Source organism: [Actinomadura] parvosata subsp. kistnae (assembly GCF_900323885.1).
GTDB lineage: Bacteria > Actinomycetota > Actinomycetes > Streptosporangiales > Streptosporangiaceae > Nonomuraea > Nonomuraea composti.
The window spans coordinates 680,589-694,113 of the sequence record NZ_OOHJ01000030.1; the positions used below are offsets into that span (position 1 = coordinate 680,589).

Consider the following 13,525-nt stretch of genomic DNA (forward strand, 5'->3'; position numbering starts at 1 on the left):
GGCCCGGCGACGTGCCGATCGACGAAGAGGAGCAATGTGCTGAGAAGAACTCCCCTGCTCGCCGCCATCCTCATGATGATGGCGACGCTGCTGGCCGTCCCCATGGCGGGAGCGGCCGGCGCGGAGACGGACGAGCAGGACGTCACGGATGCCGTCGGCAGGCGCGGCATCACATGGGGGCCGTGCGAGGAGGAGCCGAGCGTCGAGTGCGGCACGCTGGCCGTGCCGATCGACTGGTCCCGGCCGTACGGGCCGACCGTCGCCCTGGCCCTGGCCCGGCGCAAGGCCACCGACCCATCCGCGCGGATCGGGTCGCTGCTGACCAACCCGGGCGGGCCGGGCAACTCGGGAGTGAACGACATCCTGCGCCCCTCGGGCTTCAGCGAGGAGATCCAGCGGCGCTTCGACATCGTCAGCTACGACCCGCGCGGCGTGGCCCGCAGCGGCTCGGTGACGTGCTCGGCCGCGGTCTACAACGAGATGCCGTACCCGGTCATGACCAGCCAGGCCGACTTCGACAAGTGGGTGGCCTTCGACCGCAAGCTGCGCGACGACTGCCGCAAGCGGACCGGCCCGCTGTACGACCACCTCGACTCGGTCAACGTGGCCAAGGACATGGACGCCATCCGCGCCGCGCTCGGCGAGAGCAGGCTGACCTCCTACGGCGTCTCCTACGGCACGCTCGCCCAGCAGATGTACGCCGAGCTGTTCCCGCACCGCATCCGCGCCATGATCCTGGACAGCAACATGGACCACAGCCTGGACGTCAAGGCGTTCCAGGTCACCGAGGCGGCCACCGTCCAGGACAGCTTCGACGAGTTCGTCGCCTGGTGCGAGCGCAGCCAGGAGTGCGTGCTGCACGGCCGGGACGTGCGGGCGCTGTGGAAGAGCCTGCTGGACAAGGCCGAGCGCGGCGAGCTGCTGTGGCCGGGCGACGGCCGCCCGGTGCCGGCCCACAACCTGCTCTGGCTGGGCGTGATCATGAACGAGGCGCCGTCCTGGCGGCTGGAGGCCCAGGTGCTGCTCGCCCTGGACGGCGGGCCGGTGCCGGACGACATGCCGGGCCCGCCCGGCAACTGGCAGGTGGGCGGCGAGACCGCCGAGCTGCCGACCGCGATCCTGTGCCAGGACTGGAACCTGGGGCTGCGCGACTACGCCCACTACGCCGAGGTGATGAGCGCCTCCAACGCGGTGGCCCCGGACATGCGCTACAACCCGATGCCGATGGGCGACATGCCGATCTGCCAGGGCCACCCGGTCAACAACCCGCAGCACCGGCTGCGCTACCTCGGCAGCACCCCGCTGCTGGTGGCCACCTCGAAGCACGACCCCGACACCCCCTACGAGTGGTCGGCCAACGTGGCCCGCCAGCTCGGCTCCAAGGCCACACTGCTCACCTACGAGGGCTGGGGCCACGGCGTGTACGGCATGACCGAGTGCACCACGAAGGTCATGGACACCTACCTCATCTCGCCGGCCACCCCGGTCACGGGCAACCGCTGCCCGGCGGAGGAGCCCCAGGGCTAGGCCGGGACCGTCGTTCCCCGCCCCTCAGGGTGCGGCCCTCAGGGTGGGGCCCTCAGGGTGGGGAACGGCGGGCGCGGTGGCGGCGGACCGCGTCGCGGTTGGCGCACGGGTGGGAGCAGTAACGCTGCCGGGCCGTGCGCGAGGTGTCGGCGAAGATGGTGTCGCAGTCGGCGGCGGCACAGCGGCCGAGCCGGTCCATGCCGCGGCTGACGAGGTGCAGCGCGGTGCCCACGGAGATCAGCGCGAACAGCACCGCGCCGAGCGGCTGGTCGTCGTCGCGATAGTGCAGGTGCCAGCCGTGGGCGTGGTCGGTCATCCGGGGATAGGCGGCCGACCGGGCCAGCATCTCGTTGACCAGCTTGGCCCGTTCTTGCTCGCCCGTGGCGTCGACGACCCGCGTCCAGGCGTCGATGACGGCGAGGGTCCGGCCGAGGTCGGCCGGCTCGACGGGGCGTTCCAGCACGAGACCGGCCGCGCGGCAGCGGCCGGCGAGCTCGTCGGCGCTGCGTGGCGGGTGGTTCGCCAGCTCCGCGGCGAAGTTCACCACATCCGCGCCGTAAGGGTTGAGGTGCACAAGCTCATTACAACAGCCTGGACGGCATGACGCGAACCGCGCGATACCGCTGGGTCATCCTGGGTGTCGCCACCTTCACCCAGGCCGCGACCGGGTTCTTCGTGCAGGGCATCGGCGCGATGAGCGTTCACCTGCAACGCGACCTGGAGCTGAACACGACCCAGCTGGGCCTGCTGCTGTCGGCCGCCCAGCTCCTCCCCCTGGCCGGGCTGCTCGTGGCGGGCCGGCTGCTGGACCGCCACGACGAACGCTGGGTCGTCGGCATCGGCGCTCTCGTGGTCGCCGCCGCGCTCGCCCTGGCCGGCGTGGCCCCGGGATACCTGTCGCTGCTGGCCGTCCTGCTGATCGTCGGCGCCGGGTACAGCACGATCCAGCCGGGCGGCAGCAAGTCGGTGGCGTCGTGGTTCGGCGCCTCGCAGCGCGGGCTGGCCATGGGTATCCGCCAGGCGGGGCTCCCGCTCGGCGGCGCCCTCGCCGCCTTCGTGCTCCCCGCCATGGCGGCGGCCTACGGCTGGCGGTCGACGGTGCTGGCCGGCGCGGTCATCGCCCTGGCGGGCGCCGTCGCCTTCATGACCCTCTACCGCCGCCCGCCGAACCGGCGTCCCGTGCCGGCGACCTCCCGCGTGCGGCTGGAGCTGTTGCGCGAGCCGTACATGAAGAAGATCGTCCTGTCCGGGACGAGCATGGTGTCGGTGCACAGCGGCCTGGGCGTCCTCACCGTCCTGTACCTGCACGAGGTGACGTCACTGAGCGCCGCCGTGGCGGCCCTGGTGTACGTCGCCGTCCAGTGCGCGGGCGCGCTGGGCCGCATCTGCCTGGCCGCCTGGAGCGACCGCCACGCCGCGGGCCGCTACGCCTGCGTCCTGACCTGCCTGATCGCCGTGATCATCGGGATGCTGGCGCTGACGACCCCGCTCGGCCGCTCCCCCGTCGCGGCCTGCCTGCTCTTCGTCTGGCTCGGCTTCTTCGGGATCGGCTGGTACGGGCCCTGGATCACCTACGCGGCCGAGTCGGCGCCGCCGGACCACACCGGGTTCGCCCTCGGCCTGGCCATGGCGGTCAACCAGGTGGCGATCGTCCTGGCGCCCTTCGTGCTGGGCCTGCTCACGGACCTGACCGGCGGCTTCGCCCCCGCGTGGATCCTGCTCTCCGCCCTGACCGCCGTCACCCTGGTCGCGACCGTCCGCCTGTGACGGACGTCACCGCCCGCCCTGTCACGCGACCGCGACGACCGGTGTCTTGGGGGCATGACAGGACACAACACCTCCCACAAGGTCGTGGTCATCGGTGGCGGTTATGCCGGAACGCTGGCGGCCAACCGGCTGCGCGTGCGCGACGACGTCGCCGTCACCCTGGTCAACCCGCGGCCGGAGTTCGTCGAACGCATCCGGCTGCACCAGTTCGTGGCCCGTACCGGACAGGCCACGATCGACTACGGCACGCTGCTCGGCGAGGGCGTCGAGCTGGTCGTGGACAGCGCGACCCGCATCGACACCGCCGCCCGCCAGGTGCTGCTGGCCTCGGGCGGCGCGCTGGACTACGACTACGTCATCTACGCCGTCGGCAGCACCGGCGCGGTCCCCTCGGTGCCGGGCGCGGCCGAGCACGCCTGGCCCCTCGCGGACCTGGAGTCCGCGCGGCGGCTGCGCGCCCGGCTGGACGAGCTGCCGCCCGGCGCTCCCGTCACGGTGGTCGGCGGCGGGCTCACCGGCGTCGAGACGGCCGCCGAGCTGGCCGAGCGGGGCCGCGCGGTCGCGCTGGTCTGCGGCCGGACCCTGGCGCCCTACCTCAGCTCAGGGGGACGCCGGTACGTCGCCAAGTGGCTGGCCCGCCACGGTGTCACCGTGCTGGAGGGCGTCACGGTGACCGAGGTCCGGCCGGAGGCGATCGTCCTGGACGATGGCGGGGTGCGTCCGAGCGTGCTGACCATCTGGACGGTCGGTTTCGGGCTGCCGGAGCTGGCGGCGGCGAGCGGGCTGCGTACCGACGCGCTCGGCCGGCTGCTCACCGACGAGACGCTGACCAGCGTGGACGACGAGCGCGTCGTCGCGGCGGGCGACGCCGCCGCACCGTCGGGCCGGCCGCTGCGGATGAGCGGCTACGCCGCGGGGCCGCTCGGCGCGCAGGCCGCCGACACCGTGCTGAGCCGCATCGCGGGCACCGAGCCGGCGGCGATCGACCTGGCCTTCACCGGCGCGTGCGTCAGCCTCGGCCGGCACGCCGGCATCCGGCAGATCGCCGGCAAGGACGACAAGGCGGTGAACGTCTACATCCCCGGCCGCGCGGGTGCCATCATCAAGGAGATGACGTGCAGGTTCGTGGTGTCGAAGCGGATCCGCGGCGAGGCGCGCAAGCCCGGCTCCATGAGCTGGCCCAAGGGCGGCCCGCGCCCCGAGACACCCGCCACCGCCCCGGTCACCCCGGCATGAGCGGCACCGACGAGCACGCCGAGCGCTTCACCGTGCTGCGGCCGCTGCTGTTCACCATCGTGTACGAGATCCTCGGCTCCGCGACCGAGTCCGACGACGTGCTGCAGGACAGCTACCTGCGGTGGGCCACGGTGGATCTCGCCACGGTGCGCGACACCCGGTCGTACCTGGCGCGGCTGGTGACCCGCCAGGCGCTCAACGCCGTGCGGGCGAGCACGCGCCGCCGCGAGGAGTACGTCGGCTCGTGGCTGCCCGAGCCGCTGCTGCTGGCGGACGACGACGCGTCCGCCGACGTGGTGCTCGCCGAGTCGGTGTCGATGGCGATGCTCGTCCTGCTCGAAGCGCTCACCCCCGACGAGCGCGCGGTGTTCGTGCTGCGCGAGGTGTTCGGGTTCGACTACGACGAGGTCGCGTCGGCGGTCGGCAGGTCCGTGGTGACGGTGCGCCAGATGGCGCACCGCGCCCGCGGGCACGTGCAGGCGCGGCGCAGACGCTTCGGCCCCGTCGACGCCGAAACGACCACGCGCGTCACGGAGCAGTTCATGGCCGCGACGGCGACCGGCGACATGGAGGGGCTGCTCGCGCTGCTCGCGCCGGACGCCACCTGGACCGCCGACGGCGGCGGCAAGGTCACCGCGACCCGCCGGCCGGTGGTGGGCGCGCGGAACGTGGCCGCGCTCGTCATGGAGCTGTTCCGCGCGGGACGGGTGCCGGGCTCGCGCGTCGAGCCGGTCACCTGCAACCACGCGCCCGCGCTGGCCGCCTACGACGGCGATCGCCTGGCCGGCGTCTGCCTGCTCGAGATCGGCGACGGGAAGATCACCCACTTCTACGTCGTCCGCAACCCGGACAAGCTCCTCGCACTGACGGCTCCGCGCCGGATCAGCCGGTAGCGGTCCTTTTCACTTGATCAAGGAGTTCAACGATGACCGACACCCAGGTGGTGATCGCCGGGGCGGGGCCGACGGGGCTGATGCTGGCGTGCGAGCTGGGGCTCGCCGGGATCGACGTGCTCGTCCTCGAACGGCTCCCCGAGCCTCGGACGGTGGAGTCGCGGGCCGGCGGCCTGCACATCCGCACGCTGGAGACGCTCGACCAGCGGGGCCTGCTCGACCGCTTCCTGGAGCGCGGACGGCCACGCCACGACGTGCACTTCTCCGGCCTCACGCTCGGCCTGTCCGGCGTGGCGACGCGGTATCCGTACGCGCTGCTCATCCTGCAGGCCGAGGTGGAGCGGCTGCTGGAGGAACGCGCGGCGCGGCTGGGGGTGCGGCTGCGCCGTGACGCCGAGGTGACGGGCTTCACCCAGTCCGGCACGGATGTCACGGTCGAGCTCGCCGACGGCTCGCGCGTCCGGGCCGGCTACCTCGTCGGCTGCGACGGCGGGCGCAGCACCGTGCGCCGGCTCGCCGGCATCGGCTTCCCCGGCACCCCGGCCACGATGACCGCGATGCTCGGCGACGTCGAGCTCGCCGAGCCGCCCGCGCACGACATCTTCCAGGAGCGGCGCGAGCACGGCAGGTTCTCGGTGCTGTCGTACGGCCCCGGCTGGTACCGGGTGCTGACCAACGAGTTCGGCCACGTCGCCGGCCGGGACGAGCCGATGACCCTGGAAACCCTCCGCAAGGCCATGCTCACCATCGCCGGCACGGACTTCGGCATGCACTCGCCGCGCTGGCTCTCCCGCCACGGCGACGCGGCCCGCCAGGCCGACCGCTACCGCGACGGCCGGGTGCTGCTGGCCGGCGACGCCGCCCACGTCCACTTCCCGGCGGGCGGCCAGGGCCTGAACACCGGCGTGCAGGACGCGGTCAACCTCGGCTGGAAGCTCGCCGCCGTCGCCCACGGCCACGCCCCCGACTCGCTCCTCGACACCTACCACGCCGAGCGGCACCCGGTCGCGGCCCGCGTCCTGCACAACACCCGCGCCCAGACCGCGCTCTGGCGGGTGGACGAGCACACCTCCGCGCTGCGCGAGGTGCTGGACGATCTCATCGGCATCGACGAGGTACGGCTCCGCCTGGCCGGCATGATCACCGCGACCGACCTCCGGTACCCGATGGACGGAACCGACGACCTCCTCGGCCGCCGCATGCCGGACCTCGACCTCGACCGGGGCCGCGTCTACGATCTCCTGCACCACGCCCATGCGGTCCTACTGGATCTCGGCGATCTTCCGGCGCTCGACGGCGTCGTGACCGGCTGGGCGGGCCGGGTCGATCTCGTCCGCGCCCACCCTGCCGGCGGCTCCGAGCTGGACGCCGTGCTCATCCGTCCCGACGGGCATGTCGCCTGGGTCGCCCGCTCCGGGCAGCGGCCGGACCTGGACGTGCTCCGGGCCGCGCTGACCACGTGGCTCGGCCCCGGCACGCGTTAGCCCGCCTGTGCGGGCGCCGGCCCTGCGCGGTTCTCTGTTCAGCGGCCGGTGAGCTCGGCGAACCTGCGGGGTCGATGGTGCCGCCGAGAGGCGATCACGCCGACGCGCCGCTGCGGTCCCGGGACGTGGCCGGCCAGGAGGGCGGCCACGGGCGCTGGCGTCGAGCAGGCGGCGGTTGACGGCGGAGGTGATCTCGCCCGGGATGGGCAGGGCCTGGCCGTCGGCGATCGTCCGCGGCACGGGGATGGAGACGCGTTCCCCGCTCTCCAGCAAGCGCTTGGTGTCGTAGCCCTCCGCGGGCTCGACGCCGACGACCTGGATCGCGGGGTGCAGCGTCCTGGCCGCGACGGCGCTGCCGGCGATGAGACCGCCGCCTCCGACGGGCACGATCAGCGCGCCAGTCTCTTTGAGCAGCTCAAGAGCGGCGGTGCTCTGCCCACCACGTTTCCCGGAGAGCTCTATCCGCCAGGTTTCCCGGAGAGCTCTGCCCGCCACGTTTCCCGGGGAGCTCTGCCCGCCACGTTTCCCGGGGAGCTCTGCCCACCGCGTTTCCCCGGATACGCGTCGGCGCGCGGACTCGGAGTCCGCGCGCCGGAAATATCAGGCCGTTTCCCGCTTCGGGAGCTTCCACCCGGGACGGGGGAAGTGGCAGGTGTAGCCGTTGGGGTACTTCTGCAGGTAGTCTTGATGCTCGGGCTCGGCCTCCCAGAAGTCGCCCGCCGGGGTGACCTCGGTGACGACCTTACCCGGCCACAGGCCCGAAGCGTCGACGTCGGCGATGGTCTCCTCGGCCACCCGCTTCTGCTCGTCGCTCGTGTAGAAGATCGCCGAGCGGTAGCTGGTGCCGATGTCGTTGCCCTGGCGGTTCTTCGTCGAGGGGTCGTGCACCTGGAAGAAGAACTCGAGCAGCTCGCGGAAGCTGGTCTTGTCGGGGTCGTAGACGACCTCGATGGACTCGGCGTGGGTGCCGTGGTTGCGGTAGGTGGCGTTCGGGACGTCGCCGCCGCTGTAGCCGACGCGCGTGGACACGACGCCGGGCTGGTGGCGGAACAACTCCTCCATGCCCCAGAAGCAGCCGCCGGCGAGAATCGCCTTTTCGGTGGTCACGTCGTCTCCTTACTTGTCGGTGTCGCTCGCGAACAGGGTGCGGTATTCCCCGTACCCCTCCTGCTCCAGGTCATCGAGGTGGATGAACCGCAACGACGCGGAGTTGATGCAGTAGCGCAGCCCGCCCCTGTCGGCAGGACCGTCGTCGAAGACGTGCCCGAGGTGACTGTCCCCGTGCAACGAGCGGACCTCCACCCGGACCATCCCGTGGCTGAAGTCCTTACGCTCGACGACGTTCGGCTGGGCGATCGGCCCAGTGATGGGCCCGGTGACCGGCCCGCTGATCGGCCCGCTGATCGGCTTGGTGAAGCTCGGCCAGCCGGAGTGGCTGTCGTACTTGTCGACCGACGCGAACAGCGGCTCGCCGGACACGACGTCGACGTAGATGCCGGGCTCGTGGTTGTCCCAGTAGGCGTTGGCGAACGGGCGCTCGGTACCGTCCTGCTGGGTCACGCGGTACTGCTCCGGGTCGAGCCGCGAAACAGCTTCCGGGTTCTTGTGGTACTGGGTCTGCCGGGGCACAACTTTCCCTTCCCGGCCTTTCGGCACGAAGCTGGGGAACCAGGTGAAGCGCTCCTGGACGCGGAGATAGAGACACTCCACGGGCCGGTTCTATTCCTACAGACACCCGCTTGCGCTCTCCCTCTGCAACCTCCGCGCCAAGGTCGCGTCCGGCCACCCACACGTCAGGTGAACACCGCAGGTCACGTAGGGCTGCGGCGCAATGTCTGGAGGCCATTGGCCCCGGGACTGGTGCGGCCGGTGCTCGTCGTCATGGATCAGATACTCCTGCGGCACGCGGGCCGGATCGTGGATCACGAACCGCAGCCCGGCGATGCGCTCCCCCAGGCCCATGCTCAGGTCGCGGGCCCGTTGCACCGTCCATGCCCCGGTCGGGTAGCCCAGGCGAGCCAACTCGCCTTGCAATCGGGAAGACTCGCGCCCACTGGCGGCGGTGGATCAGCCGCGATAACGCCGTGAGCCAGAGCCGGTCGGCGTGATTCCACCGCGGCCGAGCCGCCGACCTGGCGGCGGAGCGCCTGGTTCGATAGACAAGCGACAACACTACAACGCGATGATCGCAGCCACCGCCCTGACCTTAGCTCACAGCACGAAACCGCGTTTTCGAGCGAAACAAGGCCGAGACCATCCGCAGTGAGGATGCGACCGATGGTGCCCTCCCCTATCTGATGGCCGAGGCCCAGCAGTTCACCATGGATCCGCCGATGTCCATCGTGGGTTCTCTTCAGCCACCCGGATCACCAGATTACGCAGCCCATTCGGGACCGGTGGAGGGCTCGGCCATGCCTGGGTAAGTCCAGCGCTGGCTGATCAGACGGCGGCGCCTGGTCGACAAGGGCCCGGTGGTCGTGGCCGCAATCATCAATAGATACAGCAGGATGCAGAACCCCAGGACCTGGTACGCCGATCTGAGCAATACCAAGTTTCGGGGGCGGTGCGGGGTCGGCTCTATCGAGAGGACTGGTGGGTGGCCGGCCGGCGTGGGCGTGGACGCCGACCGTCACCTCATCGATCGTCCCTGTCGGGAGCGCTCAGCCAGCGGCCGATCGACCCGGCGAACGTGATCACAGCTCCCGCCAGGATCAGCGACGAGCCGACCACCCCGCCCGGCTCGGGCGGCGTCGTGCGCGAGTAGATCAGCGCGCCGGTCATGAGAACGAAGCCGACCACCGTAACGACCCACCACATCCTTCTCACGGACGCGCTACCCCCTGCCGGGCTGCCGGCTGTCTATCGTGGCGCTCTCGTGCCCATTGGTGACACGGTAGGTGACGACATTTCCATGGCCCTTGTTCACCGCCCCGATGGCGATGAAGAAGACTCCTGAGAACACGCTGACCATACCGCACGCAAGTCCTACCAGATGGGTTACCAAGATGAACAGCGCGTACGCGCCCGTACCTCTCCAGCGCCTCGTACACATCCTTCGCCGGCGGGCAGTTCGATCCGCTGTAGCCGATGTCACCGGCACAATCCGTTTCACCGAACTTTTGCGCGCTTCATGTACCAGTCGTCGACGACCGGGCAATCTTTGGAGCTCTTAGCCTTGAGACAGCCGAGCATGCCGTCCTGTACGGGAACCAGCCGCGGCGCACTCGCCGGTAAATGTTCCTGAGCGAGCTTGGCGATCACCGTAGTGATCGAGGCGAGCCCGGCACCGGCAGTCTCAGCTTGAGAGCGCGGAGGCCGAAGCGGGAGGTCGCGTCAGCGTGGTGAGGGTGTTGAGGTCGGCGAGAAACTCACCGGCCAGTTGCTCGTTGGTGAACAGCTGGCTCGGCCTGGTCATCGGCGCGGGGTACCGCTGATGCCGTACCGGTTCTGCCGTGCCTGTTCGAGGCCACCACGCCTGGTGAGACGTCGCGGCGGCGACCTGTCGCAGCTTCGCACGGGGATGCGTGCCGCGGATCGCCATGTGCAGGTGCGGCGTGAGCCGCCTCTGGGGCTCGACGGTGGCGGAGTACTGCACGTCATGGCCGCCACACGGACCGATCGACCGGCTTGGGAAGTGCAGCGCGTCTCACGGTGCCGTTCGGGTCGGCGACGGAGAGTTCGCCGGCGGCTGAGCCGGTTGACGAGGTTGTCTCAGGGGACTGCGTTACTGGCACGTGTTACCCACGGGCGGGCGGACGTTAGCATCGTCCCGACGGATGGACGGCGGGGGCGAGGGCAGAGTGGCGGACCAGAAAAAGGGCAAACGCCGCATCACCAGTGTGGACGTGGCGCGGGAGGCGGGGCTGTCGCGGGCCACGGTTAGTTTTGTCCTGAACGACACGCCGGGTCAGTCCATCCCCGAGGCCACCCGGCAGCGGGTGCTGCAGGCGGCGGCCCGACTGGGGTACACGCCCTACGCGCCTGCCCGTACGCTGCGCAGCGGCCGGAGCGACGTCGTGCTGTTCGTCCTGCCGGATTGGCCGCAGGGGCCCACCATGGCGGAGTTGGTCGACCGGGCCGCGCAGGTGCTGGCCGGCGCCGGGCTGACCCTCGTCACCCATGTGCACACCGGCCGGGACGACGATCTCGCGCGGCTGTGGACCGCGCTCGCCCCGGCGGCCGTGTTCGGCATGCGGCCGTTCACGGCCGGCGAAAGGGCCGGCATGAAGCGCGCGAACATCGCGGCCGTGCTGCCGTCCCCGGAGCAGAGCGGCCACGATGTCGGCTCGACCTTGTGGCTCAACGGCGTGGGCCGGCTCCAAGCGCAGTACCTGATCGGGAAGGGGCATACCCGGCTCGCCTACGTCCTGCCCGACGACCCCCGGCTGAGCGCGCTGGGTCAGGGGCGGGCCGAGGGAGCGGCGCAGGCGTGCGCGGAGGCCGGTCTGCCGGTGCCGATCGTCGCGACCATCCCCCTGGACGCCGCCGCGGCGGCCGAGACGGTGGCGGGCTGGCGGCGACCTCCGGGCGCCGTGTGCGCCTACAACGACGAGGTGGCCCTGGCGCTGCTGGCCGGCATGCGGAAGCTGGGCACGAGCCTGCCGGTGATCGGCGCCGACGACATTCCGGCGGCCCGCTTCGCGGTGCCGCCGCTCACCACGGTCGCCCAGGACAGCGGCGAGCTCGGCGCGCGCATCGCCGCCGCGCTGCTCAGGGCGCTGAACGGCGAGCCTTCGCAGCTTGACGTGCTGCCGGATGCCGGGATCCGGGTGGTCGAGCGGGAGTCCGCCTGAAGGGGCCACGGCGGGCGACTCGGGCTCGGCCGTTCATGGTGCCCGGAGATCGACGTTACTATCACGTGTAAGTAGTGCAGATCGATACCCTGCCGGAGGCTGAGAACCCCCATGTCCCCGCAAGACGTGACCGTTACCGGCGATCATCCGCCTGTCCCCGTGCGGGTGTATCCGGCGGCCGGGGAGCCTGGCAGGCCCGGTCTCGTCTGGATGCACGGCGGCGGCTTCATCGGCGGCTCCCTGGACATGCCCGAAAGCGACGCGGTCTGCCGCGCGCTGGCCGCGAACGGGATCGCCTGCGTGAGCGTCGGCTATCGTCTGGTTCCGGGCTTCGGCGACCGTCGTGCCCAGCGCGCTTCCGACGCCGTCCGGTTCCCGCTTCCTCTCGACGACTGCGAACGTGCGTGGGCGTAGGCGCGGCACCACGTCGACGACCTCGGCGTCGACCCGTGCCGCCTGCACGTCGGCGGTGCCAGCGCGGGCGGGGCGCTGGCGGCGAGCCTCGCCCTGCGGCTGTACGACGGCTCCGCCCCGCCGCCGGCGAGCGTCGTCCTGGCCTATCCGCTCCTGCACGCGGCGCTCCCTCCGCTGAGCGCGGAGGCACGCCGCAGCCTGCGCGGCCTGCGGCGGCTCGGGACCTTCTCCCCCACCTCGGTGTCCTGGATGGCGCGCAACTACGTCGGGCGCGCGAACCTGGATCGGCTGCCGGAGGCGTTCCCCGGCGGCCGTGACCTCACAGGCTTCCCGCCGACGCTGATCGTCAACTCCGAGCGGGACAGCCTGCGCGCCTCCGGCGAGGCCTTCGCGGACGAACTGCTCGCCCACGGGCGGCCCGTGGAGGTGAGCACGGAGCCGGCCACCTCCCACGGCCACCTGAACCGCCCGCGGCGAACGGCCTTCCACCGGACCATCAGCACCTTCAGCACATGGCTGTCCCGATAGGCGCCCGGCGGCGGGCCCAGCGCGTCGGCGAGGGCAGGGCCGGCCGCCGTGGCCGAGGTCGGGTGAGCGCCGCAGGTCACATGTGAGCGCCGCCGTCGACGCGGATCTCGGTGCCGGTGATGAACGCGCCGTCGTCGGAGACGAGCATGGCGACGACGCCGGCGACGTTCTCGGGGCCGGGCAGGCCGTCGCTGATGGCGGAGGTCAGCTTGAGGAAGAGGTTCCAGTCGGTGTCCTCCGGTACGAGGGAGCCGATGTTGTTGGTGATGCCGCTGCTGATGCCGCCGGGCACGACGTTCACGGCACGCAGTCCCTGCTTGGAGTACTCCAGGGCGAGGCTGTGGGTGAAGGAGGCGATGCCGCCCTTGCTGGCCGAGTAGGCGGCCATGAACGGGTGGGCGTAGAAGGCGGCGGTGGAGCTGAAGTTCACCACGACGCCCCGGCCGGACTCCAGCAGGGCCGGCAGGGCGGCCCTGGTCATGAGGAAGGTTCCGGTCAGGTTGACGGTGATGATGCGGTTCCACAGCTCCAGGGAGCAGTCGTGGGTGTGCGCGCCGCGCAGGATGGCGGCGGTGTTGACCAGGGCGTCCAGGCCGCCGAGCGCGCTCACCGCCGAGGAGACCACCTCGGTGACCGAGCCTTCGTCGGCGATGTCGACGGGGGTGACGGTGAGCCGGTCGGCGGTGCCCTGCTCGGTCGCCAGGGCGAGCGTCTGCTTCAGACCGTCCTCGGCGATGTCCGCGGCCACCACGCGGGCGCCTTCGGCCAGCAGCCGGAGCGCGGTGGCCTGGCCGATGCCGGAGGCGGCGCCGGTGATGAGGATGCGGCGGTCGGTGAGTCGCTGCATGAGAGGGTTCACTCCGTTTCAGTTGATGACGCAGGT

12 protein-coding genes and 3 pseudogenes are annotated in these 13,525 nt (G+C 71.4%); 7 read left to right on the forward strand and 8 right to left on the reverse strand.

All coding sequences use genetic code 11. From position 1 onward, the window contains the following. The first annotated feature begins 36 nt into the window (after positions 1-36). A complete protein-coding gene (locus KIS93_RS58920; RefSeq protein ID WP_155127739.1) occupies positions 37-1,527 on the forward strand; it encodes an alpha/beta fold hydrolase in 1,491 nt (496 codons plus the stop codon). A 52-nt stretch (positions 1,528-1,579) separates the two neighbouring features. On the opposite strand, the gene KIS93_RS58925 is transcribed toward KIS93_RS58920, so the two are convergent. Then, entirely contained in the window at positions 1,580-2,101 is a 522-nt protein-coding gene (locus tag KIS93_RS58925; RefSeq protein ID WP_080039742.1) for a CGNR zinc finger domain-containing protein, read from the reverse strand. A gap of 26 nt (positions 2,102-2,127) precedes the next feature. On the opposite strand from KIS93_RS58925, the gene KIS93_RS58930 reads away from it, so the two are divergent. From KIS93_RS58930 to KIS93_RS58945, 4 genes are read left to right on the forward strand one after another with little or no spacing between them, the layout of a single operon-like run. Next, the gene (locus KIS93_RS58930) at positions 2,128-3,294 is read left to right on the forward strand and encodes an MFS transporter (RefSeq protein ID WP_080039743.1); all 1,167 of its coding nucleotides are present in this window, start codon (positions 2,128-2,130) and stop codon (positions 3,292-3,294) included. A 54-nt stretch (positions 3,295-3,348) separates the two neighbouring features. Continuing rightward, positions 3,349-4,530 (forward strand): NAD(P)/FAD-dependent oxidoreductase, encoded by a 1,182-nt coding sequence (locus KIS93_RS58935; RefSeq protein ID WP_080039744.1) that lies wholly within the window; start codon positions 3,349-3,351, stop codon positions 4,528-4,530. Further along, positions 4,527-5,423, forward strand: coding sequence for an RNA polymerase sigma factor SigJ (gene sigJ / locus KIS93_RS58940; protein ID WP_080039745.1), 897 nt, complete (start codon positions 4,527-4,529; stop codon positions 5,421-5,423). The genes KIS93_RS58935 and sigJ overlap by 4 nt, the downstream gene beginning before the upstream one ends. 32 nt (positions 5,424-5,455) lie before the next feature. Continuing rightward, the gene (locus tag KIS93_RS58945) at positions 5,456-6,907 is read left to right on the forward strand and encodes an FAD-dependent monooxygenase (RefSeq protein WP_080039746.1); all 1,452 of its coding nucleotides are present in this window, start codon (positions 5,456-5,458) and stop codon (positions 6,905-6,907) included. 219 nt (positions 6,908-7,126) lie between these two features. Here the strand turns inward: KIS93_RS58945 and KIS93_RS68670 are convergent. The 6 genes and pseudogenes from KIS93_RS68670 to KIS93_RS66940 form a co-directional block, all read right to left on the reverse strand. After that, positions 7,127-7,402, reverse strand: a pseudogene (locus tag KIS93_RS68670) (pyridoxal-phosphate dependent enzyme); the annotation flags it as partial. A gap of 105 nt (positions 7,403-7,507) precedes the next feature. Next, positions 7,508-8,014 carry a peptide-methionine (S)-S-oxide reductase MsrA gene (gene msrA, locus KIS93_RS58955; RefSeq protein WP_080039747.1) on the reverse strand — a complete coding sequence of 169 codons (507 nt, stop codon included), beginning with the start codon at positions 8,012-8,014 and terminating at the stop codon, positions 7,508-7,510. Positions 8,015-8,023: 9 nt separating this feature from the next. Continuing rightward, positions 8,024-8,617, reverse strand: coding sequence for a peptide-methionine (R)-S-oxide reductase (gene msrB / locus KIS93_RS58960; protein WP_230466268.1), 594 nt, complete (start codon positions 8,615-8,617; stop codon positions 8,024-8,026). A 924-nt stretch (positions 8,618-9,541) separates the two neighbouring features. Then, the gene (locus KIS93_RS58965) at positions 9,542-9,706 is read right to left on the reverse strand and encodes a hypothetical protein (protein WP_155127742.1); all 165 of its coding nucleotides are present in this window, start codon (positions 9,704-9,706) and stop codon (positions 9,542-9,544) included. Between the two features lie 309 nt (positions 9,707-10,015). After that, positions 10,016-10,168 carry a hypothetical protein gene (locus tag KIS93_RS58970; RefSeq protein WP_155127745.1) on the reverse strand — a complete coding sequence of 51 codons (153 nt, stop codon included), beginning with the start codon at positions 10,166-10,168 and terminating at the stop codon, positions 10,016-10,018. Between the two features lie 220 nt (positions 10,169-10,388). Continuing rightward, a pseudogene (locus tag KIS93_RS66940) lies at positions 10,389-10,502 on the reverse strand (replication initiator); the annotation flags it as partial. Positions 10,503-10,707: 205 nt separating this feature from the next. Between KIS93_RS66940 and KIS93_RS58975 the strand changes: the two are divergent. After that, positions 10,708-11,700 (forward strand): LacI family DNA-binding transcriptional regulator, encoded by a 993-nt coding sequence (locus KIS93_RS58975; protein ID WP_222108110.1) that lies wholly within the window; start codon positions 10,708-10,710, stop codon positions 11,698-11,700. Positions 11,701-11,910: 210 nt separating this feature from the next. Beyond that, positions 11,911-12,642 (forward strand): annotated as a pseudogene (locus tag KIS93_RS58985) (alpha/beta fold hydrolase). 76 nt (positions 12,643-12,718) lie between these two features. Here KIS93_RS58985 and KIS93_RS58990 read toward each other — a convergent pair. After that, on the reverse strand, positions 12,719-13,489 hold the full coding sequence (locus KIS93_RS58990; RefSeq protein WP_080039754.1) for an SDR family NAD(P)-dependent oxidoreductase: 771 nt from the start codon (positions 13,487-13,489) through the stop codon (positions 12,719-12,721). Positions 13,490-13,525: the final 36 nt, after the last annotated feature.

What these genes read in the sequence shown, in the direction of transcription:
- KIS93_RS58990 (WP_080039754.1), bottom strand. Translation starts at nt 13,489, where the DNA reads ATGCAGCGACTCACCGACCGCCGCATCCTCATCACCGGCGCCGCCTCC.
- sigJ (WP_080039745.1), top strand. Translation starts at nt 4,527, where the DNA reads ATGAGCGGCACCGACGAGCACGCCGAGCGCTTCACCGTGCTGCGGCCG.
- KIS93_RS58935 (WP_080039744.1), top strand. Translation starts at nt 3,349, where the DNA reads ATGACAGGACACAACACCTCCCACAAGGTCGTGGTCATCGGTGGCGGT.
- KIS93_RS58930 (WP_080039743.1), top strand. Translation starts at nt 2,128, where the DNA reads ATGACGCGAACCGCGCGATACCGCTGGGTCATCCTGGGTGTCGCCACC.
- KIS93_RS58945 (WP_080039746.1), top strand. Translation starts at nt 5,456, where the DNA reads ATGACCGACACCCAGGTGGTGATCGCCGGGGCGGGGCCGACGGGGCTG.